The organism is Photobacterium sp. SP02, assembly GCF_038519165.1.
In the GTDB taxonomy this organism is placed as follows: Bacteria; Pseudomonadota; Gammaproteobacteria; order Enterobacterales; family Vibrionaceae; genus Photobacterium; species Photobacterium halotolerans.
The window spans coordinates 1-24843 of the sequence record NZ_JASJOJ010000010.1; the positions used below are offsets into that span (position 1 = coordinate 1).

The following is a 24843-nucleotide window of genomic DNA, read 5'->3' on the forward strand; positions in this document are numbered from 1 at the left end:
ACGCTGTCGCATTCTCTGGCAGGCCGGCAGAAACTGTATTAAAGCCGCTTTGCCCATGTTGACATGACTCAGGCAGTCCGGTCTCCAGGTTCAACACTCAAGCCCTTTATCTATGGCATGGCGATCGATCGCGGCATCATTCATACCGAAAGTCTGCTGAGTGATATCCCAACCCACTTTTCTGATTACAAGCCGCAGAATTTGAATGAGCGGTTTCAGGGCGCCATCAGTGTGAGTGATGCGCTGAAGCAATCACTGAATGTACCTTTGATTCAGGTATTTAATGCGCTGACGCCAGCTGTCTTTGAGCAGGGTTTACATCAGGCAGGGGTGCAGTTGCATCACCAGCAGGCCAATCTGACGGTAGGATTAGGCGGGACAGGAACTAACCTGCAGACACTGGCTGAAATGTATCGCTCTCTGGCCACAGAGGGAAAATTCAGAGCGCTGAATATGGTGAGAGATCAGCAGAGAGCGCCAGAGCCCGATAAAATGCTCCTCAGTGCTGAAAGCAGCTGGATGGTATTTAACACCCTGAGCGCGATCAGCGCGTCGGACAGGGTAGTACCGCGGGTGCGCCGTGAAATCGCCTGGAAAACAGGCACCAGTTATGGATACCGCGATTTTTGGTCGGTCGGCGTCAGCGCCGATTACACAGTGGCGGTGTGGGTCGGTCGCCCGGATTCATCGCCTGTGGTTGGTTATCTGGGGGCCACACAGGCCGCGCCGATCATGTTTGATGTGTTTGATCAGTTACCTGAGGACGCCAGTCGGGTCCATCAGCCGGCAACGGTGAAGCGGCAGTTGATCTGCTGGCCCGGAGGCCGGGCCAAATCAGTATCAGACGATGCCAGCTGTGCTTATCAGAAATATGCCTATACCCGTAATGGCCTGACGCCGCCTACCCTGGAAAGTGATGGTGATTTTGTCGTAACGGATAACTGGCCCGAAGCGCTTAGTGTATGGCAGCAACAGCAGCATATGACGAGTCAGGGGCAAGCTGAGCAGGGACGATCTGATCAGGAGCAGTCTGAGCATAAGCAGCCAGAGGCCGGCATTAGGATTTTGTCTGTCAACAATGGCCAGCACTATTACCTGTCACAAATAGACTCTATCGCACTGAAAAGTAACAAAAAACCGTCTGAGGTATTCTGGTATGTCAATCACCAGCCGTTTCATGGCCGCCAGCTCGATCTTACGCACTATCAGGGAGAGCTGACTCTGACCGCATGCCAGGGGCTGCAATGTGACAAGAGGGTGATAGTGGTTCATCGTTGAGAAGCGTAGATATGACATATGGACTGTGAGCGGATGGTTCAGACGCTGGCCGGCAGTTCATTGCGAGGTAAACCGACGGTTAGCTGAGAGACTTACTGGTATTATCTGACTCCGGGTGTAATCGCATTTTTTGTCTGTCGATCATCCATTTGGAGATCAGGTCAAAAATCAGATTACTGCTTCGCCAGCGAACCTGATGCAGGGATGCAGACGTACCATGAATGGCGACTGCCGGCATGGCGGAAATACCTTGCTGTTTGAGATCACTGACAATACTGAGTTGTTGAAAGTAACGCAGCGAGTAGCGAACCCGGCGTCTGAAATAGAGCTTGTAGTCTTGCCAGCGTAGCGGGCTGAGATGGGAGTAAATGAACACGGCTTTGACGCAAACGCCAATGCGTTGTTTGGGCAAATCAGTACCGCTGCAAATATTGGTTGCTGAGAGAAACCCCAGCATGCTGTCGTCACCGATCAATCCGACGGGCAATTTGACGTGATTGTTTGTTAATGTCCGAATAAATAAAGGTGAAAGCAGGTATAAACCACCGGCCAGGTCATGATTCTGCTGCATCCTGTTTTGCATCTGCTTACTGCTTCTTCCCCGATCACAAGGAAAACCTGTAATGGCATTGTAGTGCGGCTGTGAGATGTGGCAGTCAACAATATGTTTAAAGGCGTTGTGACCAAATGTCAGATCACCATCGGCAAAAACGGCGACTGAACGGCCATCATAATATTGGTAGATAAAGGTATTCCAGGCGTTTGATTTGTCACCAATCTCAATCAAAACCGGGTGAAGATTGGGATGTGTATCAGCGATACCAGACACAATGTCATATGTCAGATCGGTACAGCCGTTTATCATGACAAACAGTTCATACTGATAACTGCCGCAGTTTTCCATCACGCTTTCAATACAGCTGGCAATGCTTTCCTCCAGGTTGTATGCAAAAAGACAAATTTGAACATTGATCATCTTACCATTCCCGGCAACGGCTATCCCTTATTGGAATAACTATATACGGGTTTTTGAACACAGCCCAAATCCCAGGGCGTGATTATGCTTTCTCGTTCTGTCTTTTATCACCAGACTCCACCCAAAAAACATCTCCATTCGGAAGTCGTCACTCCAGCAGGAAGACTTTATTTTTCGGCGTTTGCTGATTGCTTTCGGGTATAGTGGCTGGTCAATCCTTCTCCATCACATGCCCTGTAAGGCTCAAATTGTTGCTGGATTGCCGTGAGCAACTGCTCACTAAGGAATGAATACCGATCAGATCGCTGTAAAATCAGAAAGCTCCATTAAAATTCAAAGTATGATCCCTCCCTGTGTGAAAGACGGGAGTGAACAGGCTGAGAAAGTCATCGTTCAGGCAGAACAGGAATCGAGCGCTTCAGCAATCGCTGGAGAGTTAAGATGTAAAGCAGAGATTTCATCTTCTTTAGAAGACACATAAGAATAAAACATCCGAGTACATTGAATGGACTCGGATGTTGACTCGCTGAGAAGATCTTTTAATCGATCAATCAAGACTTAATTGATTGGTACTACCTAATTTCTATCTTCATTCACATGAACATGAATAACAGTGAAAACACGATATTTCATCCTTTATTCGTTAAGGAAAACCTTCATAGCTTTGTCATTTTCTAACAGAATTGATCGAATGTCGATAAACGATGTTACATTTTCTTCGATAAACGGCTTTGATAGTACTTGGTCATAATTAATTGTGAAAATATAGAGTTTGTTTTCATTTTCATTTATTACAAGAAAGTCTTCATTTTTATCCCCGTTTATATCTACATTCTGAGTTGAAAAATTATCGCTGTGTAAATCAATACCAAAATCTAATAATGAAGAGTAATGATAATTTAAAAAGTCTGACTGAAGATTAGATGAACGTACGATTTGAGCATTTTCCTTCGATGAGAATCTAGCATTTGGTCTAGGTACGTACAGGCTCTTTCTTGCTGTCATAGTACCTTTGCTACAAGCCAAATTGAAGGTAGCGCCATTGGAAGGAATGGTCACAGGATAACCGATAGCATTCGATTTAAGGACGCTTTCTGTTTTACCCTTTGACTCCAAAGTACAACGGTCGACATTTCTGGTGCCCCAGTAGAGCTTTGTCGCACCGTTTATAACATTGCTGTTCATGAATGATGTGATAGTTGGATTATTATTGCCTGACGTTCGCTTAAGCACTGAAAAGTTGTGAGTTATTGTCGTTGCTCCTGCGCTTCCATTGCAAGTCACTTTTGCCTGATATGACGTCGGATTCTGATTCTGTCTTATAAAGAATGTGGCACCTTTGATCGTATAGTTACCGGTGAAAGTTATTGGGGATGTGGCATACTGTGTGATCCATAATTTACATTGGTTGGCGTATTTAGTTGTAATTTTAAAATCGCGTGAGTCTCCATGATATACACCGCTTGGAAAATTAATTGAAATCTGAGGTTTTGCTGCACTAATTGCACTGATTCCTATTTTTGTATCTGTACTTGTATTTATCTCTTTATCAATGGTTACTTCTGCGTTAGATTTAAGTGATAGAAGTAATAATGGAAGTGTGAAAAGTGTTAATCTGCGAAGCATAATATATGTATTCCCATGAAAAATTATTAGTAAAGTGCAAGGTCAGAAAGATAATGTTTTCTATGGGAAAGGAAAGTGTTTTTCTTATAATTTATTATTATTTGCGATTGACATTGATTATCATTTTTATTTATTGCAGAGGTATACATGGTTTGTGTAAACATGAACTACTTTGGAAAGAAATGTTAATATTGTCATTTATAATTTGATTGCTCGGGATAACCATTATTGTTGGTTGTTATCCTGAATCGTTTATTTTTCATAATATTAGTTCAGTAGCTGAGCAGTTGTATTATTTACTCACCGCGCGGAATATTCTGCAGGTGAAGGATAAAATCTTCCGGTGCCATTGTTTCGTCATTAAAGAAGCGAAAAATTTCGCTGGATGTGGCGCGCTGGGCTATTGGGCTGACGGCCATAGAATCTACGATGCTGGGAATTAACTGACCAGATTTTGACGCTTTCTCCATGTCGGCTTTGGCATTGACTGAGCAGCTGTTGTAGCCCTTAAGGCTGATATCGTGTCGTGCCGGAATGGCACCTTTCAGTGCATTAAAGGATTGCTGAAATTCCGGTGAAGACAGTGTTTTGCTGACGATTTGAGCTGTGTCGGCATTGGTGCGCGGGCTGTCGAACAGTGCGAAGCTGTCCATATTATAAATAAAGCCTGTCTGTTTTGATGGGGTCGGGTAGCAGCCAATGGCGGAAGGCACTGCGATGTTATTGGCCAGCAAATCACCCAGAACCCAGTCACCAGAGATCTGGAACGCCCGCTCGCCTTCTATGAGTAATTGTGTTCCCTCATCCCAGCGCATGTGAGACATGCCAGGTTTGACCAATTGGCTGATAGCGCGGAAACGCGCAAGGATGTCGTATGTGGTCTGGCTGTTGAGTGCCTGCGGATCCATCTTGATAAAGGCGCGCCGGTAGTAATCCGCTCCGCCATAGCCAAAGGCGAGATTCTCAAACAGCAGTGCAACCTGCCACTGGTCTTTACCGAGCGCCAGTGGCTCTACGCCGTTTTGTTTTAACCGGCTGAATACGTCAATCAATGCATCCCAGCTGGTGGGAACGGCTAAACCGTATTGGCGCAGCACTTTGCGATTTATCCACATCCAGTTCAGCCGGTGGACTGTGATGGGAATCGCCACATAGTGTCCCTGATACTGGTTGATGTCTTGTGCAATGGGCAGCAGGTTTTGCTGCCAGTTTTCGTCAACAGCCACCTGGTCCAGTTTATGGAGAAACCCCAACGCGGCCCAGGATTTAATCGACGGGCCTTCTAACTGCACGATATCGGGTGGGGTGCCTGCAATCGCACGGGCCTGGAGGATAGACATTGCCGTGTCCCCCCCACCACCTTGTACGGGCAGATCCAGAATAGACACGCCGGCATCTTGCAGTGCCTTTGTCGCCAGATTGAAAGCGGCGACTTCACCTTTGGCTGTCCACCAATGCAGAAATTCCACTTCCTGAAAAGCAGTGGCGGGTGGTGTCTGGGCTTTCGCCTGCGATCCAGCGCCGGATACAGTGAGTACCAGCAGGCTAATGAAAAAGAAAAACTTCATTGGTCTCTCATCAATTGAATATGAACAATCAGTCCCTGAACAGGGTGGTTTTGCAGGGTGAGATCGCCGCCGTGGCTGCGAGCAATACTGCGGGATATGGTGAGCCCAAGACCGGAACCCAGCTCATCTTGCGGATTAACACGGAAATAAGGTTCGAACACTTTTTCTGTCCACTTTTTATCGAGTCCCGGACCGTAATCTCTGAACGTGAGCAGAATACTGTCGGTTGTTGATTTCAGTTCGATATCGACTTTTTCGCCGTATTTCACGCCATTGTCCACTATGTTATACAGACAACGTTTGACCGCCAGAGGTTTACCCAGGTAATGCACCGGCTCGCCGGGACTTAACTGAACTTTGGCAGTGTTCCGGTTGTAGTAACTGGCGCATTGTTCAACCATCTGGGTAACATCGATCCACTCAGGTTCTTCGTGAATGTCTGTGTCCCGAATACATTGCAAGGCACCTTTCAACATCAAATCAAACTCATCCAGTATTTTTTCGAATCTGGCTTTTGCTTGTTCATCATCGAGCATTTCAGTGCGTAATTTCAGACAAGCCAGGGGCGTTTTCAGATCGTGGGAAATTGCGCCAAACAGCATTTCTCTGTCCCGGATATAGGCGCGGACCCGACGGTTCATTTTGTTGAATGCGCGAACTGCAGTCCGGGTTTCCTTACTGCCTTCTTCTTTGACTTCCTGCACATAGAGCTGCCCGCTCATCAGAGTCGCTGCTTTCGCCAGCCGGCGAATAGGGCGAATTTCCAGACGCAGTAACCAGACGGTACAAAGCACAAGTAGCAGAGAGGAAATACCGAGGAACATCAGCTGTTTTTGATCGATAAACTGCGGTGATAATGCAGAGAAGGGGACAGGTAAAGTGGCGGCCAGATAGAACCATTCCTGTTCCGACATCTGGATTTGCATGACGACAATAGGTAAATCCATATCACCCAGTGCCAGGCTGTAGCCCGCCCAAATTTCCGGCAGGGCATCGAGTTTGATGCCTGAGTTAAAAACACGCAGATCCTGACGGCGGCTGAGAGAGATAGTGACCTGCTCAGCATGGGAAATTTTTTTGTTCAGCACGTCATGCGCAGCAGACAGCAGAATGTCAGTGCGTGCATTATTGGCGGGAGGAACAACAGATAATTGGTGCTGATTGATCGAGATGAAGAAACGGGTCCCGCCCATTTCACGGATCTGGTTCAGAATAAGGTAGCGATAATTGACCGGCAGCGCGTGAAAATAGTTGTAAGTGTCGGCCGCATTCGACATCAGGCTGACGATCGTTTTATGCAGGTTTTCAACTTCCTTTTTGGCGCTGGACTGATACCAGATAAGCCCGGCAATCAGCTCGGCAATCATAATGATGATCAGCAAGGTCGCCCCAATCCGAAACGTAATGGATGAACAGAGCGATTGCAGGGTTGTCAGCTTCAGAAACGACGGCGTATTCATACAGTATGGACATCGCTTGCCAGCATATAGCCTTTGTTTCTGACCGTCAGAATCAGCGAGCGTTCTTCGTCGTGAAGGTGTTTTCTCAGGCGGCTGATTTGTACATCAATACCACGTTCAAACGGGTCAGCATCCCGGCCCCAGATACAACGTGCGATATCGTCCCGGCTCAGCAACTGGTGGGGTTTTTCCAGCATCAGGCTGATCAGATTAAAATCTGCGCCTGAAAGCGGAACCACTTCGCCATTCGGGCTGATGAGTCGTCGTTTGATCAGATCGCAAGTCCAGCCAGAGAACTGCAACTGGTGCGCCACTGTTTCACCCTGTGCGGGTTGAGTACGTCGCAACAAGGCTTTAATGCGCGCGAGCAGCTCCCTCGGGCTAAAGGTTTTGGTGATGTAATCATCAGCGCCGATTTCAAGACCCGCAATGCGATCAATTTCGTCGGTCACCGCTGTGAGCATGATGATAGGTACATTCGATCGCTGGCGGATTTGCCGGCATAAGGTGAGTCCATCATCGCCGGGCATCATGATATCGAGGATAATCAGGTTAGGCTCGGCACGATGAAAATGTTCCCACATTTCTTCACCGTCACTGGCGGTCAATACATGGAATTCAGATCGCCCCAGATATTCTGTGAGTGCATCGCGGAGTTCCTGATTATCGTCGACGACGAGTATGGTTTTCATTTCCCTGAGGTTTTTCATACCTTACCAAGTTGCCTACTTTCAATAATCTATCTGATACATCATTTCTTATGGGATGGCTACTGGTATAGCGCAAAACTCACGCACTGTGCAATCTGCGTATGTAACAGGCTACTTACAAACTCATAGGCTTTTGTAACCTTCAGCACGCTGCTTTTCATTACCTTGTATCTGTACCCCTACCAATAACATCAAGAAGGATCGAGAAATGATTAGTAGCACCTTTGGGTTATTACAACGGATAGGCAGGTCGCTGATGCTGCCTGTTGCCGTCCTGCCTGTCGCCGGTTTACTGCTGGGGATAGGTTCAGCTAACTTCTCCTGGATGCCGGGCCTGGTGTCAGACATCATGGCGATGTCAGGCGATGCCGTGTTCAGCAATCTGGCGCTGATCTTTGCGATTGGCGTGGCGCTGGGCCTGTCAGATAATGACGGCGCTGCGGGCCTGGCAGCAACTGTGGGCTTTGCCATCATGACAGCGACAATGGGCGTGATGGCAAAACTTCACGGCATCGAACCGGCAACCATCATAGGGATTCCAAGCCTGAACACCGGGGTGTTTGGCGGGATCATGATAGGTGCCGTTGCTGCTTATCTGTTTAATCGTTTTCATAATATCAGGCTCCCTGAGTACCTTGGTTTTTTTGCCGGCAAACGTTCTGTTCCCATTATCACCGGTATCACAGCCATATTTTTGGGTATTTTCCTGAGTTATGTCTGGCCGCCAATCGGCAACGCGATTAACAGTTTCTCGCACTGGGCGGCATACCAGAGCCCGACCACGGCATTTGGCCTTTATGGTTTGGTGGAGCGTTCGCTGATCCCATTCGGTCTGCACCATATCTGGAATGTCCCATTCTTCTTCGAAGTGGGCGAGTATGTCGATCCTGAAACCGGTAAAGTCATTAAGGGTGAGATTCAGCGCTATCTGGCTGGCGATCCTACTGCGGGCAATCTGGCAGGTGGTTACCTGTATTCCATGTGGGCGCTGCCTGCTGTTGGTCTGGCGATTTACCACTCCGCACGTCCTGAAAAGCGCGCGCTGGTTGGCGGTATCATGGCATCGGCAGCATTAACCTCCTGGCTGACGGGTATCACAGAGCCGATGGAATTCTCGTTCCTGTTCGCGGCACCTGTGCTGTATGTCATCCACTGTATTCTGACCGGCCTGGGTTTTGCGCTGGTGACCAGCCTGGATATTCACCACAGTGTGACTTTTGCCCACGGTGCGATCGACTTTCTGATTTACTACCCGCTGTCGCAAAATGCGTGGCTGTTTATCCTCATTGGCCCTCTGTGGGCGCTGATGTACTACACCATTTTCCGTGTGCTGATTGCCGGGCTTAATCTCATGACTCCTGGTCGGGAAAACGAAGAATCTAAGGTCAGCAGCTTATCGGAAATCGGTAATGAGCTGGCGCAAACTCTGGTCCAGGCGCTGGGTGGTAAAGACAATATTAAGAATGTCGATGCTTGTATTACCCGTCTGCGCGTCAGTCTGCGCGATATTAATGGCGCAGACATTCCGAAAATCAAACAACTGGGGGCACGAGAAGTGCTGGTGGTAGGCGATAACCTGCAGGCTATCTTTGGTACCCAGTCAGACAACATCAAAACTGAGATTAATGCCGTTCTCGTTGCTTCAAACTGATACAAGTCTGGGCGGTTTACTCCGCCCTTTTTTATTTTTGTTCGTTGAAGAAAAGGAATAGAAAATGCGTTTCAATTCTATCTCATTGGTGGCTGGATTACTGGCGACAGCAAGCTGCATGGTCCCGGTTGCTCAGGCGGCGCCACTGGATGTCAATCAGGACAATCTGTATTTTCTCAGTCCGCATCCGGATGATATTTTGCTGACCTTTGGAGGCTTGATAAATAAATTGTCTAAAGAAGGTACGCTGGCACAAAAAACCAATGTCACCGAGGTGTACTTTTCACTTTCTAACTATACGACCAACCATTTGAATGAACTGACAAACAAGCGCGTATTTGATGTTTCTACCATGCGTTACAAAGAAGACTTTGAAGCGCACATGAAGATGTTTACTCAATGGGATCACTTCCGCTACAAGACCGCGGGTTTTTATGATGCGCCATTGCGTAAATATGAAGGTTCTCCGACCGCAGGCGGCGGCCCTGCTGGTACTTTTGCCGATTTCCGTCAGGATGAAACTGGTATTTATGAACGCATTGCCGCAGATGTCACCCCTATTCTTAAGCAGGATAACTGCGCCGCCTTTGTGCTGCTGGCCAATGGCAGCCATATCGACCATTTCATCGTACGTGAAGCGGTAATGAAAGCGGCGCATGATCTGGGGGCAGAGGCGAAGTGTCAGATTTATTTTGGTGAAGATCAGCCCTACACAGGCGCGAATCCAGGTAATGCCATGGATGAAGTGAATAGCATTCAGGCTCGTCTGCCGGCAAACTCAATCACGCCAATGACGTTCTGGATTGATAAGCAACATAAAATTGATGCGTTTAAGGAATTTTATCTCAGCCAGTATGACCTGGGTTATATCCCGCCACTGGAAAGCGCCGATTACGAAACCATTTATAAATGGGATAAGACGACATACAGCGCCCTGCAGCCGCATGCGCATTGCCAGTCGGCTTATTGTAACTTGCAGTAACGGACGTGTTCAGTTCCCCCTGACACATCCGAGCAAAAACAGACCGGGCCATCGTTATGCGCCCGGTTTATTGATCACCTATCCTGTATTTTGTTGCCGTTAAGCTATGGCTGATACTGCTGATCAGTAAGGTGATAAATCTATACGCTCTTCACTGATTTGGCTGGGTGTGAGGACAATGGGGATAGCCTTAGAGATCGGGGTATCACTCAGGTCACCGACACTGTCTAATGCCACCAAGGGATTGGTTTCCGGGAAATAGGCGGCAATATTGCCAGCGGGAATGTCATAACTCACCAATTTAAAACCATAAACAGTGCGCTTTACGCCATCGGCTGACAATGATGTCACATCGACCCGGTCACCCGGCGTCATGCCGAGAGCGTCGATATCGGCCGGGTTGATCATCAAGACTTTTCGCTCGCCGGAGATCCCGCGGTATCTGTCTTCAAAACCATAAATTGTGGTGTTGTACTGATCGTGCGAACGGACAGTCTGCAGCACAAAAACAGGATCGTCGCTGAGTGAACGCAGATTGGCCGGCAGCAGGTGAGTCGGCAGCGGATGCGCGATGAAGGTGGCTTTTTGAGAATCGGTATGCCAGATACGCTCTGCCGCGCTGTTGCCCAGATAAAACCCGCCCGGCTGTTTCAGTTTCTGGTTCATGTCGGTAAAGCCAGGGATAGTTTGGGCGATAAGATCGCGAATTCTGTCATAGTCATCAATTAACGAATCCCAGTCGACCGGATGATTGCCCAGGGTCGCTTTGGCGATCCCGGCAATAATGGCAGGCTCTGAGCGCATTTCTCCTGTGTCACTTTCAACCACACCGCCTGAGGCATGCACCATGCTGAACGAGTCTTCAACTGTCACCGATTGCGGCCCGGATTGTTGAAGATCGACATCTGTGCGGCCAAAACACGGCAGAATCAAACTGTCTTTACCTGTGATCAAGTGGCTGCGGTTCAGCTTGGTAGCGATGTTGACCGTGAGATCGCAGCTCGCCAACGCCTGCTGAGTCAGCCGGGTATCCGGTGTTGCAGAAGCAAAGTTGCCACCCAGTCCGATAAAGACTTTGCTCTCGCCGGCCAGCATGGCTTTGATGGCCTGCACCGTGTTGTGACCGTGCGCCGCCGGTGGGGTGAATCCAAAGGTTGCTTCTATCGTCTGATTAAAAGCAGGGGTGGGCTTCTCATTGATGCCCATGGTACGGTCACCCTGCACATTACTGTGGCCGCGCACCGGACAAAGACCGGCACCGGGCTTACCTAATTGCCCGAAAAGAAGCTGTAAGTTGGCAATTTCCTGAATGGTATTGACTGAGTGTTTGTGCTGAGTGATCCCCATCGCCCAGGTGATGATCACACGCTCAGAATGCCGGTACAGGCTTGCTGCGTATTCTAAGTCTTGTTGCGACAGACCTGATTGCTCTGTGATAAGAGACCAGTCAGTGGCTGCCACTTCCGCCAGATACGCCTCAAGGCCCTGGGTGTGGGCCTGAATGAAACTGTGGTCAAAAATAGAGCCCTTGCCCTGTTCAATTGAGCTGTGATCCATAGCGATCAGTGCTTTAACCATGCCGCGTATCACCGCCATATCACCACCGAGTTTTGGCGTGAAGTAATGACTGCTGATTGTCGTGGCCCCGCCGGTCAGCATTTCTGCCGGTGACTGCGGGTTGGTAAAGCGCTCTAAACCGCGTTCTTTCAGTGTATTGAAAGTGACGATAGCGGCTCCGCGTCTGGCGGCATTTCGTAAGGTATCTAGCATGCGGGGGTGATTGGTGCCCGGATTTTGTCCGAACACAAATATCGCATCGGCTTTTTCGAAATCATCAATACGCACTGTGCCTTTGCCAATCCCAATTGATTGCTTGAGCGCGACCCCGCTTGCTTCGTGACACATGTTGGAGCAATCCGGGAAGTTGTTGGTGCCAAAAGCCCGAACAAAAAGCTGATACAGGAAAGCCGCTTCGTTGCTGGCACGGCCAGAGGTGTAGAACTCAGCCTGATTCGGGCTGTCCAGAGCTTGCAGATGCTCTGCAATCAGTGAAAAAGCCTCGTCCCAACTGACGGACTCATAATGATCCGTTTGCGAGTTATAACGCACCGGATGGCTGAGGCGGCCCTGATATTCAAGGAAATAATCACTTTGCTGACGTAACCAGCCGACAGGGTACTGGGCAAAGAAATCCGGCGTCACCCGACGGCTGGTTGCCTCCCAGTTGACGGCTTTGGCCCCGTTCTCGCAAAAGCGGAAATGCCCCGGCTCTTCGGTTTCGCCCCAGGCACAGCCCGGACAGTCGAAACCCTGGTCCTGATTGGTTTTCAGCAGATTACGTATGTTGCGGGTGATATTTTCACTTTTCACCAAGTGACGGGTGGTGCTTGCTAGCGCTCCCCAGCCACCGGCTGAGCCTTTATATTTTTTCACTGTCATGGTGATTGACTTCCTGCATGGCCTGGGCGACGAATTAAAACAGAACATATCCATAAAGATACCGGTTTCTATAGTATGACGGCAGGCCAGACAAAAATGTAACCTTATCCACAAAATATGTATGGGTAGCCTGTTAGTTTATGAATTTTCAACCATTTCGGGTAAAGGGATATATTCAACTGGTGCAACGTACTGTGATGAGCCGGTAATCATGGTGCCCGTTACTTTAGCGTTACATTGAACCCCAAGCGTTTTGGGCCGGAGTCTGGTATCTTACATTTTTGAATCGTATATGTGTAAAGATGCTGCCTTTATCTGTCATGAGTACCTGTTTACCATGCCGGACAGGGCCGCAGTGAGGAAATCAGAATGGTTGCGGACAAGTCAGTACTGGTCGTGGATGATGATCAGGAGATTCGTGAACTGTTGGGCGAATATTTGGGGAAGCAGGGCTTCCGGGTTGTTACCGCAGAAGACGGTGTGGCAATGAAACGGGAGCTGACCATCAGTGAGCCGGATTTGATATTGCTGGATATTATGCTGCCCGGTGAAGATGGCTTCACTTTGTGTCAGCATGTCCGGAAAACGTCTGCCGTGCCTATTATTATGCTGACTGCCGTATCAGACGAGATGGATCAGATTGTCGGGCTGGAGCTCGGCGCCGATGACTATATTGCCAAGCCATTCAGCCCCCGCCAGCTAATGGCGCGAATTAAAGCGCTGCTGCGAAGAGTGCAGCCAACTGAGTCAAACCAGCCGGTGAACCCGTCGTTGCCAAAAGCCTTTTTGTTCGATCACTGGCGTCTGGATACGGCTGCTCAGTCTCTGCAGGATACCCAGACTCAGCGCACCTATGAAATGACCAACAGTGACTACGCGTTGCTTCTGCTGTTTCTCAGCCGTCCCAATGAAGTGCTCGACCGGGATACGATTTTCTTTGCGACACGCGGGCGTGATGCGCAGCCGTCTGAGCGCGCGGTAGATGTCCAGCTGAGCCGGCTACGCCAGCGCCTGGGTGACAAAGGGCGTCAGCAGCGGTTAATCAAAACAGTGCGGGGAAACGGCTATCTGTTTAATGCAGATGTCACTTACGAAACGGATAACTGACCGGAAAGCTCAGCAGATGATCAACTGGAAAAAATGGTGGCCGAAATCACTGATGGCCCGCACTTTGTGGTTTACCTTGCTGGCTGTGTTTCTGGCACAAATGATTGCGACCCTGATTTGGTACGGGCAATCTAAACGCCGGGATCTGGCCGGGCTGGAATCGGCGGCCACCAGTATGGCCACCATGTTTGCTTCCACTGTCACTTTTTTTGAATCCCTGCCTTTACAGTACCGGCACATCGTTTTGGATCAGATCCGGAACATGGGCGGCACCCGTTTTTTTGTTTCATTCAACGAAGAAGAAATCCGGATCGATCCTATCCCCGGTTCCAGTATGAAAAACACCGCGGTCAAAGCGATACAGGAAGTATTGCATGACAAACTGCCGCGCCTGGATGTGATCCGGGTGGAGTTTTCACGCCCCGAAACCCTGCATGTACTGAAAAATGACATTCTGCTGAGTGACTTACCCCGTTCCTGGGCGCATTACACGCTGAGCCTGGAGCCGCTGAATCCGCCGATTCTGGTGGTGCAGCTGGAACTGGCGGACAACGAGTGGCTGTATATCGCCGCTTTGTTGCCGGCGCCGTACTCCACGCTGGAAGATGAGATTATCACTAAGCAACAAGTGCTGTTTCTGCTGTTCATCACCGCCTTGCTGCTGTTCTTCACCTATACAATGATCCGGCGCCAAACGAAACCGCTCAAGCAGTTAGCGGATGCGGCGAATGCCCTGAGCATGGATATTTATCAGCCGCAGCTCAAAGAAGAAGGGGCCAGTGAACTGGTCACTGCGACCCGGGCCTTTAACCGGATGCAGCAGCGCCTGCGCCGTTATATTGATGACAGGGAACATTTGTTTTCCGCCATTTCCCATGATTTAAAAACCCCGATCACCCGTCTTCGGTTGCGTGCAGAACTGCTGGAAGATGACACCAAAATCGACAAATTCAATAAAGATCTCGATGAGCTGGAAATGATGGTCAAAGGGGCGCTGCAGACAGTACGCGATACCGATCTGCATGAAAATCTGGCCCAGGTGGACGTGGCAGAAGTGATGCGCAGTATTGCCGAAGGGCATAACAGAAACAGTATTAAAGTGCATTTGCCTGTTGCAGACATTGCGCCTCTTATGGGTAAGCCGCTGGCCCTTAAACGATGTTTAAGCAACATCATTGATAACGGGGTGAAATACGGTCAGGAAGTCTGGGTACTGACCGAAGACACAGCAGAGAGTCTGGTTATTCGGGTACAGGACAGAGGGCCGGGTATTCCAGAGGATAAAATGGACAGTGTGTATGAACCCTATGTCAGATTAGCGACCGATGACGAAGGCCATGGCCTCGGCATGGGGATAACGCGCAACATTTTACATGCCCACGGCGGCGAAATGTCTATCCGCAATATGGAGCAAGGGGGGCTGGAAGTGACGATGATCCTGCCTCGCCTGATGGACTGATGATAGTCGCCTCTGCTCACAGCAGGTGCGGCGTAAAGTAAGAGAACCTAAATGAACATGAGTTTTTCAGCGGGGCGTTATCGCTCACTGTCGCTGGCAGCAGTGTTAATTACTGCTTCGATATCGGCATTTTTGTCTGCGCCTGTCATGAGTGCCTCTGATGCTGGTCAGCAGTCAGAGCAAGAGGTTGAAGTGCTGCACTGGTGGACCGCGAGAGGTGAAATGAAAGCCGCGCAAGTGCTGCAGGATAGCCTTGAGCAGCAGAGTATCGGCTGGAAGAATTTTGCCATTGCCGGTGGCGGTGGTGAAAGTGCCATGACAGTGCTGAAAAGCCGTGCGGTGTCGGGGAATCCCCCTTCGGCGGCACAGCTCAAAGGCTATGACTTGCAAGAGTGGGGCATGCTGGGTTTTCTGACCAGTCTTGATGAGGTGGCAGATGTTCAGCGCTGGGATCAGCTATTGCCGCCGGTTATCAGCCAGATCATGAAATATCAGGGGCATTATGTGGCCGTGCCGGTGAATATTCACCGTGTTAACTGGTTATGGATTAACCCGGACCTGCTGGAGAAAGCCGGTGCGACTGTGCCGGATTCGCTTGAGTCGTTTTTTGTTGCGGCAGAGAAACTCAAGCAGGCCAATATTGTGCCTGTGGCCTTGGGCAGCGATCCCTGGCAGGAAGTGACCTTGTTTGAATCCGTGGCGCTGGCGGTACTGGGTCCTCAGGGTTACCGCCGTGCCTTTGTTGACTTAGATTCAGACATGCTGGCCGGTGAGCAGATGGTGGATGTTTTCCGTCAGTTTGAGCATATGCGGCAATACATTGATGTGAAAACCAAGGCCATGGAATGGAGCGACGCCAGTGCCATGCTGGTGGAAGGGAAAGCCGCGATGCAGTTCATGGGAGACTGGGCGAAGGGCGAATTTTCTGCGTTGGGGAAAACGCCGGGTAAAGAGATTCTGTGTGTGCCTGCACCGGGTACCCAGGGGTTCTTTACTTACAACATCGACAGTTTTGCTTTTTTTAAGCATAGCGATGAGCTGAGTATTCAGGCGCAGGAATCGATGGCACATACCATTCTGACACCTGATTTTCAGCGACAATTCAATCTAGCGAAAGGCTCCATTCCTGTGCGTACCGATGTGGACATGGCAGGCTTTGACAACTGTTCGCTAGCCTCAGCGGCCGCTTTTCAATTAAATCAGCAGAATAATACCCTGGTACCCAGTATTTCTCAGGGGCTGGCCAGCACCAGTTATGTGCAGGCGGCAATTTTTGACGTAGTGACCGATTTTTTCCACAGTAAGCAGGCTGATCCGGAAAAAGCCGCGAATCAGCTGGCCAGGGCTGTTAAATCCGCCCGCTAGAGCGTTTCGCCATGCCTGTGTTAAGCCGCTTTGTTTGCGCTAGGATTAGTACAAATAAGATGGGTGCAAAAGACTAACGGGGAGTTTGCGGCTATGAAACTGCTTTATATTGTTCGTCACGCCAAGTCATCCTGGGATGACCCGGAATTGGATGATCATGATCGCCCGCTGAATGAGCGCGGCCTGAAAAACGCGGCTGAGATGGCAACCCGGTTCGCCGCCTGGCAGGCGCTGCCGCAGCGCATTCTATGCAGTACCGCTGAGCGGGCATTCCAGACCGCGCAATTTTTTGAACAGGCGCTGCATCCGCATCCTACTGAGCTGGCCACCACAGTGGGCTTGTATACCGACTCTGCCCATGAAGTGGTCAGCATTATTCAGTCGGTGCCTGATGAGGTCGAACGGCTTATGGTGGTCTGCCATAATCCCGCCATCAATGAACTGGTGGTCCGTCTTGGTTTAAAGACAGACAATGTCCCGACCTGTGGTCTGGTAGTTTTTGCTATTGAGGCGGAAACATGGCAAGCGTTCGGGCCGGAAAATTGCCAGTTGCTGTATTTTGATTTTCCGAAACGCCTGACTCACTGACACGTTACGCTGACAGGGATTGGCTTTTTCTTTCAAAGAGAATATCTCTTGAACACTTGTCGCTTATGAATCTGACTCTTGAGCATGGAAAGACGCTCAAGAGACAGGTTCTCGGCGGGGCAGGAGTTAACTGGCTTCTGACATTTTTTGCACCGCCATAACGACATCGTTAATACTGTCTTCAATGTCTTGAATAGATGTGCTGGCTTCTTTGACTTTGGCCATACTGCTTTCAGCGCGGGCAATAATTTCAGACATTGAAGATACCGCCTGTGTCGTAAATTGACTGTTTTGTTTAACCACATTATCAATTTTCACGGTCGACTCATTGGTGCGCGAAGCTAACTGGCGAACTTCGTCGGCAACAACGGCAAAGCCTCGTCCCTGATCGCCTGCTCTGGCCGCTTCAATGGCCGCATTGAGCGCCAGCAGATTGGTTTGATCGGCAATGGCGGAAATAGTGTCCACCATGTTGGTGATGGTTTTTGACTGTTCCTCAAGCTGGGATATCACATCAGAGGTTGAATTTAAAGCCTCAACCATTTGCGCCATCTGTTCAATAGCCTGATTACCTGAGTTACTTCCCTCGGCGGATAACTGCCGGGTTTTAACTGACAAGTCATAAGCCAGCTGACTGTTTTCCTGGCCAAGAATGACGGTCTGTGTAATGTCTGTGGCAAATTTTATGACTTTATACAGCTTGCCATTGGTATCAAAAATAGGGTTGTAGGTGGCTTCCAGCCACAGAGGTTGGCCCGCTTTGTTCACCCGTTCAAACTTACCGCCCATGAATTGCCCCTGATTGAGCTGGTACCAGAAATTCTGGTACTCACTGGTTTGCGCATAGGAGGGGGGGACGAACAGGCGATGATGTTTTCCTTTGATTTCATCAAATGTGTAGCCGACCGTCGCTAAAAAGTTTTCATTGGCGTGCAAGATATTGCCATTGAGATCAAACTCGATAACCGCCATAGAACGGGAAACCGCCTGTGTCTGGCTGGCCAGCTCATGGTGGTCAGCGACTCTGGCTGAGGTGTCAGAAGCAATTTTAATGACTTTGCAAATGCTCCCTTCATCGTCGAAAACCGGGCAATAACTGGCTTCCAGCCAAATGTCTTTCCCGCTTTTGGTAATGCGCTGGAACAGTCCCTTAATCTGCTTACCCTGGCTTAGCTGATACCAGAATTGTTGGTATTCCTGACTTTGTTTAGTTTCATCGGTACAAAACATCCGGTGATGTTTACCCTGAATGTCATTCAGGCTGTATCCCATGGTATTAAGGAAATGTTGGTTGGCGCTAATGATTTCTCCTGATGGTGTAAATTCAATCGATGCAAACGCATCACTGATTGCCGCTAAGGTATTGGTGGCTTCCTGGAGTTGTTGTTGAAGTGTGTTGTACGCGTCTTGAGTTACGTTATTCTTGTTAGATAACCCGAACATGTCACAGTCCTTGTTGATATATGCCCTCTAGCTGAATATAGAACAGAGAAATATGTTTAAAAGAGATATTTTTCGGTTGGTTGAAAAATTAGTGAAAGCTAAATAGTGCGGCTATTATTCTGCGGAGGTGTGACTTCAATGACTTATCTGCTATTAACAAGTTCATTTATTATAAAAAATATCGTTAAGGTTGAAATCAAAAAGGTAAAATGGTCAATTTTGACCTTGAAATGAAGTTTGACTGCCTCTGCTATTTTCAGTTCTTGTGATCCTACTTCAATTAATATCATTCATTATTGTTTTCTGATTTCTCTGAGTAATTAGGGTGTTGAATGTATAGGTTGTTTTTTAGTCACAGTTCACTTTTTTATTCAGGCAGGCGATAAATAAAAGGTTGGGCTGCACGAGGTTAGTCTTGCAGATGCCGCCGTGATGCACGGGTCAGGGCATGCTCAGCCGGGAAAGAATGACAGGTCTCTGGTAAAGGCCGGAACTCAGGCAGTCACAGTTCCGGCAAGTTTTTGAATGAAATGGCAAATTGGCTCAGAAGTAATATTCCAGTGCCAGTTCAATGAAGTCGTCTTTACGGACAAAATACAGTGGACTGTCAAGCTGGCTGGCGTTGAACCACCAGGCGTTAGCCCGCCATTTCCAGTTGTTGTTTATCCGCGCGGAGGCTTCAATTCTGCCGGTAGATTCCTGACTGCTGTCCAGATCCTGATTAATCCCGAATAAAATTTCTGTACCGTCTATGTCATTGAGCGCAAATCGGGTCCCCAGAAACAGGTCATTCTGATTCAGACTCAGTGAGCGGGAGTCGTACTGGTACTCGGCAATCAGGCCAAGATCCCAATAGGTATCGAAAACACCGACCAGCGTATATTCAAACCCTGTGACCACGGCGGAGTGGTTTTCCAGGCTGTCACGGTAAAGCGCTTCAAGTTTTAATAACCAGCTGCCAAAAATGCCCTGAACATCCACGCTGGTCTGGTCCATCTGGGCGTAGTATGGCGTCAGGCTGGTACGTCCCGGCAGAAAGTAGGGATCTCTGTTGGTGCCCTGAAAAAAGCTGGCGCCGACATCCCAGTCGCCAAAATAGTGGCTGTAGCGCAATGACCAGTCGATATGCTCCTGCTCAGCTGAAGATTCATACAATGCATCGTCATTCACCGGCAGTGGCGGCCGCAGCCGTCCGTCTTTACCGGCGAAAGTACGTTCACGAAAATAGGGGAGGATGAATGCATTCACTGTGCCCCAGTCTTTGACGGCTGCAACATTGATCATAGGTTGCCCGAGTTTTTGCTCGCCGTCGACAGATTCGACGTTATCGGTCTGGTTAATCACATCCACCAGGTGAATAGACTCAGTCACGCCCCAGAAAACTTTCCCGACGCCCATTCTGAGCTCATAGTCATCGATCAGCTGCAGATACATGAATTCGCGAAGATCGAAATGGGTACGTTCATCGTCCATGCTGTCCCAGCGGTAGAATGGCTGAATGGTCAGCCTGGCGTCACCGTCCTGCCACTCTGTGTACCATTCGGGTTCTATCACCACTGAGGTCTGGCTTTTGTCCTGGCCCTCAAGACCAGGGTGCAGAAACTGACGTTGTTCAAGGTTTATCTGGCCGCTGATACCAGCTGCCTCTACCGAGGCAGCCAGAAACAGGGGCAATGCAGAAAATCGGTATACCATGCTTGCTCCTGCCTGAGATTATTTGACGCGTTTGAGGCTGGACTTATTGAAATCGCTCTCATCCAGGCCATTGTTAAACGTCAGTTCATGGGTGGTCAGTACCGTTGTCTTGCCGGTCTGGCTGTTATTCATTGTCATCGTATGTGCGCGCCAGTATTTGCCCAGATACTGTTGATAGTCGTTAAAAGTCAGTGTCTTCAGCAGGCTGTCTTTCCGGTCATAGAATTCCACCTTCAAAGGACGGTAATGGTCTTTATCCAGCCATAGCAACTGCTTGGTATAACCTGAGTATTCATCCGTCGGTACTTGCCGGATCTTGAAGACGGCTTCACCTTGAACGGTGTCATCACCCAGATAGGTAAAGTCGTATTTTTCCAGTTCAAATGAACTTAAATCTTCGTAGGCGAACTCGCTGCCCATGAAAGGGCCCGATTTATTGCGCGAAGCAATACGCTTAACCCGCTTTAGTGCCGGCAGATAAAGCCATTGATCGTCAGGCTTGGTGGTGTGGGCGAAATTCAGAAAGGCTGTGCCTTGTACATCACGGGGCTGGTCGAAAATAGTCAGGCCTTTATCACCATCATCAGCCACTTCCAGTGTCTTGATACGCATTTTTCGGGTGCTGCTTTCTCCTTGTGCGTTGGATAGCAGCATGGTCATTACTGCCACGCTGTCGCCCCAACCGGTATCACGCAGTTTTCGCTCCTTGGCAATCTCTAACCCTTGTTCGTTACCCGCATGGCATACCGCCGGTATGATCGCCATACCCAGTGCGGTAATCATGCCTATAGACGCTAGCCATTGTGTGATTCGGGCTGTTTTATCTGTCATGAGCTTTCTCCTTAATCTTTGGCTAAATGGTTATTGTGCCAATGGTTTTGGGTTAATCGGGTTCTTGGTATCCGGCATGGCTGTCTTAAGGTCAGCCTGCTCCACCGGCTTACGGTCAAAGAGCATCAACATGCAGGGCAGCAGCAAGAAGTCCACCACCAGGGCAATGAAAATGATCAGGGCGCTGAGTTGGCCCATATCGCTGTTCAGGCGGAAACTGGAGCTGGCCAGTACCGAGAAGCCGGCAACCAGAACGACGGTTGTGATCCATAACGCGCGACCAACAGTGCTGAACGCATAACGAACCGCTTCTTCGGCATTTCGGTCTTCTTTGCGTGCGATTTGATACTTGCTGAGGAAATGCACGGCGTCATCGACCACGATACCGAGCGTAAGAGTGACCACCACTGACAGCCCAAGGTTGATTTCACCGGACCAGAGTGACCAGAGTCCGAATCCGAGAATCGCCGGGGCGATGTTGGGAATAAGGCTGATCACACCCAGTCGCAGTGAACGCAGAGCGAAAATCATCAGTGCGGAGATCAGCACCAGCGTAACCGGCAGTGTCGATAACATACTGGCCATGTTGGTTTCGCCAATATGGGCGAACATCAGGTTCGGGCTGGACGCCATAATGGCGTAACCCGGCGCATTAGCATCAAACCAGTCATTAATACGGGTTTCCAGAGCCACCAGTTCTTTACTGCCGACATTCTTGGTGGTCAGCGTCAGTTTGACGGATGATTTATCTACATTGAGCTGGTTGTTCAGATCCAGGCCGTATGGCAAAGACATCTCATACAGCAGCAGATATTGTGCCGCCAGTTCTCTGTCGTTCGGCAGGCGATACCAGCTGTCATCATCACCATGCATGTTTTTGTTCAGGCGTTTGTAAACATCACTCAGGCTGGCGACATGGTCGGTTTCAGGTTGCTCGCGCAGCCAGTTTGTAAACTGATTCAGAATGTTCAGGAAGCCAGGATCCGCGATCCCCTGAGGCTGGCCTGAGTCAATCGCAATGCTGATGGTGGTCATGCCGCTGATATTTTCAGCCATGAAATCGGCAGCCTGACGGAATTGGCTGTCTGTGGCGAAGTATTTGACTGGCTCGTCGTTGACCACATTACGAGGCAGAAGCAGGGTAGTGCCGGCCAGAACGATCACCGACAAAGGCAGGATAATTTTGCGGTGATTCACCACAAGATTGCCTAATTGATCGGTCCAGCTGTGCTGGCCGGCCGGTTTGACGGCCGGGGCACGCAAAGGCAGCACAGCCAGTAGCGCGGGCAGCAGTGTAACCGACAGGAAACAGGCGATCATTATTCCCAGAGCGGCCAGATTGCCCAAATCACGCAGAATCGGGGAATCAGAGGCATTCATCATCAAAAAGCCAAGCGCTGTTGTTACCGAGGTAATCAGTACCGGCATAGCATTGAGTTTGATGCTGTAGCCAATGGCTTCGTTTTTGAGCATGCCCCGCTGCATGCCCTGGCGCATAGTGGCAATAACATGTACGCAGTCAGCAACGGCGAGTGTGAGAACCAGGGTGGGTACATTGACTGTGGCTGTGCTGAGGAACATGCCCGCCCAGCCGGACAGGCCCATAGTGGCTGCCACTGAACCGATAATCACAATAAGCGTGGCGAGCACACCGGTCACAGTGCGCAGCATTAGCACCAGGAAAACCAGCACAATCAGCAGCATGGTCGGCACGAGTGTGCTGCTGTCTTTCATCGCCATGTCCATGAAAGTCCGGTTCATCGCGACAATGCCGGCCTGATAGAAATCAACGTCAGGAAAGTCGGCCCGGTACTTCGCCAGCAAGGTCTGGGAATAATCGGTAACCGTGGTAATTTCTGTCGTTTCGTCAACTTTGGGCATTTGTAAAGTGACGTTCACCACAGCAACATCACCGTTGGATGAAATAAGTGAATCACGCAGCAAAGGTTCTTGTAAGGCGACCGACTTCACTTTCGCGATACGCGCCGCATCAAGCGGGTACTCATCTAACAGCAAATCTTCCACCAGCAGATCATCTTCAATGGCCTCTGTGTGCTGATAGTTTGCCAGCGAGTCGACGCGGCTGGAAAAGGGAACCTGCCAGCTGTCATTGGTCAGATCCCGGATAAGTGACAAGGTGTCCGGCGTAAAGACATTGCCGTTTTTGGGCGCAACAACAAAGCTGATGTTGTCTGTTTTACTGAATGTGTTTTGGATCGTGTTGAAGGCTTGCAGCTGGGGGTTATTTCCGTCAAAGAAGATGTTGTAATCGCCGCGAAAATAAAGGTTTTTGGCGCCGATAGTCGCGGCGATCAGCAGTGCTGTCATTGTCGCCAGGACGACATAAGCACGTTTGATCGGTAAAGCGTAGATACTGTCTTTCATCACAATCTCCATGAGTGACGTTTCGTCAATACTTGGTGCTTTAAAGCCAGCGTGTAGGCTGGCCGGGCATGAGTAAGCTACTTATTGATAGCGAATTTTCATTATTCAGCTACTTATGAGCGTTAACCTCTCCAGTGTTCGCTGCAGAGAAAAATCAAATTGTGACAAATCGTCAAACATGGTGTGAAAATAACCCGCCTGAAAGCGGGTTTTTACAGGAACTAACGACCCAGTTGCGCCAGAAGTTCGATCTCTTCGGCAAAAAAGGTCTGTTCAATGTGTTTCCACAGCCTTTTGTAATCCCTTTCGCTGGACAGTGGTTTCCAGTTCATCCCGTCCAATAACATATTGATGTTATTGAGAATGGTGAACGGATCCTGCAGGCGATGTATACAGCGACTGTTGGTTGCATTGGTAATCAACGCATTTGATCCCACTGCCAGTGACCAGTTTGCAAAAACTACCGCATCGGTACTGACGGCCGCAGACATAGCCAGACTGCCTTCCTCGAGAGCGCGATTGACGATTGCATCAGCATTATCAATCATTTGCTCCTCAAGTTGATTCAATATTTCCACGCGTGTATTGGATGCTTTGTCGATAACCCAGGGGGTTTTCGCTGTCAGCAGACAGGTCGACAGTATGGGTTCGAGTCGGGCAAAGATATGGTATGCAACGTGGACACCCATCAGAATATCCCGGCTGCTGCCTTCCATATCTAACACCCGGTTGAACAGAGTCATTTCAACCTTTATAGCGTGGCTGCATAACGCCACGATGACGTCTTCTTTACTGCAGAAATGGTTATACACCGTTCCTTTAGAGTAAGGACTGATTGACGCCAGCCTGTCCATGGTCAGGTTCGCAAAGCCTTCTTTGTTAACCAGATCTTTGGCAAGCATGATCAGCTCGTGATCGCGTTCTGCAATCGCTAGCTGTTTTTTGGTTTTGGGCGCACGCTCTCCTGAGAAGAGGGCACCTCTCTCTTTATTACAGTTCAACCCGAACATAACTTCCGACTTTTAAGTTGTCAGTTGCGTGAATACATTGCAACTCCTTCTGTGAGATGCTGGCACTCCTGTAAGTTTCTGCTTTACAAGAAGCAAGCATCCCTTAATCAGTTTAACACGAATACGAAAAGGGTAAATCTCTGTAAAAATGACGATTAGTCAAAGTTGACTTATCGTCATAATAGCTGCTTATGCACAGAGATCAATACCATTGCTGAGAATTATTTGTCCGGTCACATAAATAGCGTTTGTGGCAGGCAATAAAAAACC

At 49.2% G+C, this 24843-nt stretch carries 18 protein-coding genes; 7 read left to right on the forward strand and 11 right to left on the reverse strand.

Features of this window, described 5'->3' with window-relative positions; all coding sequences use genetic code 11:
* Positions 1-63 precede the first annotated feature (63 nt).
* Positions 64-1278: a penicillin-binding transpeptidase domain-containing protein gene (locus P0Y67_RS06565; RefSeq protein ID WP_342391225.1), complete on the forward strand. Its 1215-nt coding sequence runs from the start codon at positions 64-66 to the stop codon at positions 1276-1278.
* A gap of 79 nt (positions 1279-1357) precedes the next feature.
* Here the strand turns inward: P0Y67_RS06565 and P0Y67_RS06570 are convergent, their stop codons facing one another.
* The 5 genes from P0Y67_RS06570 to P0Y67_RS06590 form a co-directional block, all read right to left on the reverse strand.
* Positions 1358-2254 carry a glycosyltransferase family A protein gene (locus P0Y67_RS06570; RefSeq protein WP_342391226.1) on the reverse strand — a complete coding sequence of 299 codons (897 nt, stop codon included), beginning with the start codon at positions 2252-2254 and terminating at the stop codon, positions 1358-1360.
* Positions 2255-2890: 636 nt separating this feature from the next.
* A complete protein-coding gene (locus P0Y67_RS06575; RefSeq protein ID WP_342391227.1) occupies positions 2891-3880 on the reverse strand; it encodes a hypothetical protein in 990 nt (329 codons plus the stop codon).
* A gap of 296 nt (positions 3881-4176) precedes the next feature.
* A complete protein-coding gene (locus P0Y67_RS06580) occupies positions 4177-5448 on the reverse strand; it encodes an ABC transporter substrate-binding protein (RefSeq protein ID WP_342391228.1) in 1272 nt (423 codons plus the stop codon).
* Entirely contained in the window at positions 5445-6908 is a 1464-nt protein-coding gene (locus tag P0Y67_RS06585) for a HAMP domain-containing sensor histidine kinase (RefSeq protein ID WP_342391229.1), read from the reverse strand. Before P0Y67_RS06585 ends, P0Y67_RS06580 begins: the two co-directional genes overlap by 4 nt.
* Complete coding sequence (locus tag P0Y67_RS06590; RefSeq protein WP_342391230.1) at positions 6905-7618, reverse strand: response regulator transcription factor; 714 nt, start codon at positions 7616-7618, stop codon at positions 6905-6907. The genes P0Y67_RS06585 and P0Y67_RS06590 overlap by 4 nt, the downstream gene beginning before the upstream one ends.
* A 208-nt stretch (positions 7619-7826) precedes the next feature.
* Between P0Y67_RS06590 and ptsG the strand changes: the two genes are divergently transcribed.
* Together ptsG and P0Y67_RS06600 are read left to right on the forward strand one after the other, a co-directional pair.
* Entirely contained in the window at positions 7827-9269 is a 1443-nt protein-coding gene (gene ptsG, locus P0Y67_RS06595; protein ID WP_342391231.1) for a glucose-specific PTS transporter subunit IIBC, read from the forward strand.
* A 64-nt stretch (positions 9270-9333) separates the two neighbouring features.
* Complete coding sequence (locus P0Y67_RS06600) at positions 9334-10251, forward strand: PIG-L family deacetylase (protein WP_342391232.1); 918 nt, start codon at positions 9334-9336, stop codon at positions 10249-10251.
* Positions 10252-10374: 123 nt separating this feature from the next.
* Here the strand turns inward: P0Y67_RS06600 and P0Y67_RS06605 are convergent, their stop codons facing one another.
* A complete protein-coding gene (locus tag P0Y67_RS06605; RefSeq protein ID WP_342391233.1) occupies positions 10375-12690 on the reverse strand; it encodes an FdhF/YdeP family oxidoreductase in 2316 nt (771 codons plus the stop codon).
* A gap of 369 nt (positions 12691-13059) precedes the next feature.
* Here P0Y67_RS06605 and P0Y67_RS06610 point away from each other — a divergent pair, with 369 nt between their 5' ends.
* The 4 genes from P0Y67_RS06610 (at position 13060) to P0Y67_RS06625 (ending at position 17209) form a co-directional block, all read left to right on the forward strand.
* Positions 13060-13797: a response regulator gene (locus P0Y67_RS06610; protein ID WP_192016420.1), complete on the forward strand. Its 738-nt coding sequence runs from the start codon at positions 13060-13062 to the stop codon at positions 13795-13797.
* Between the two features lie 19 nt (positions 13798-13816).
* A complete protein-coding gene (locus P0Y67_RS06615; RefSeq protein WP_342391304.1) occupies positions 13817-15256 on the forward strand; it encodes an ATP-binding protein in 1440 nt (479 codons plus the stop codon).
* 147 nt (positions 15257-15403) lie between these two features.
* Positions 15404-16621: an ABC transporter substrate-binding protein gene (locus P0Y67_RS06620; RefSeq protein WP_342391305.1), complete on the forward strand. Its 1218-nt coding sequence runs from the start codon at positions 15404-15406 to the stop codon at positions 16619-16621.
* Positions 16622-16714: 93 nt separating this feature from the next.
* The gene (locus tag P0Y67_RS06625; RefSeq protein ID WP_161444924.1) at positions 16715-17209 is read left to right on the forward strand and encodes a SixA phosphatase family protein; all 495 of its coding nucleotides are present in this window, start codon (positions 16715-16717) and stop codon (positions 17207-17209) included.
* A gap of 126 nt (positions 17210-17335) precedes the next feature.
* Here the strand turns inward: P0Y67_RS06625 and P0Y67_RS06630 are convergent, their stop codons facing one another.
* The 5 genes from P0Y67_RS06630 to P0Y67_RS06650 form a co-directional block, all read right to left on the reverse strand.
* Positions 17336-18652 (reverse strand): methyl-accepting chemotaxis protein, encoded by a 1317-nt coding sequence (locus P0Y67_RS06630; protein WP_342391234.1) that lies wholly within the window; start codon positions 18650-18652, stop codon positions 17336-17338.
* Positions 18653-19195: 543 nt separating this feature from the next.
* Positions 19196-20347, reverse strand: coding sequence for a hypothetical protein (locus P0Y67_RS06635; RefSeq protein ID WP_342391235.1), 1152 nt, complete (start codon positions 20345-20347; stop codon positions 19196-19198).
* Positions 20348-20365: 18 nt separating this feature from the next.
* The gene (locus P0Y67_RS06640) at positions 20366-21130 is read right to left on the reverse strand and encodes an outer membrane lipoprotein-sorting protein (RefSeq protein ID WP_342391306.1); all 765 of its coding nucleotides are present in this window, start codon (positions 21128-21130) and stop codon (positions 20366-20368) included.
* Between the two features lie 78 nt (positions 21131-21208).
* Positions 21209-23563, reverse strand: coding sequence for an efflux RND transporter permease subunit (locus P0Y67_RS06645; protein WP_342391236.1), 2355 nt, complete (start codon positions 23561-23563; stop codon positions 21209-21211).
* A gap of 221 nt (positions 23564-23784) precedes the next feature.
* Positions 23785-24573 carry a TetR/AcrR family transcriptional regulator gene (locus P0Y67_RS06650; protein WP_342391237.1) on the reverse strand — a complete coding sequence of 263 codons (789 nt, stop codon included), beginning with the start codon at positions 24571-24573 and terminating at the stop codon, positions 23785-23787.
* Positions 24574-24843: the final 270 nt, after the last annotated feature.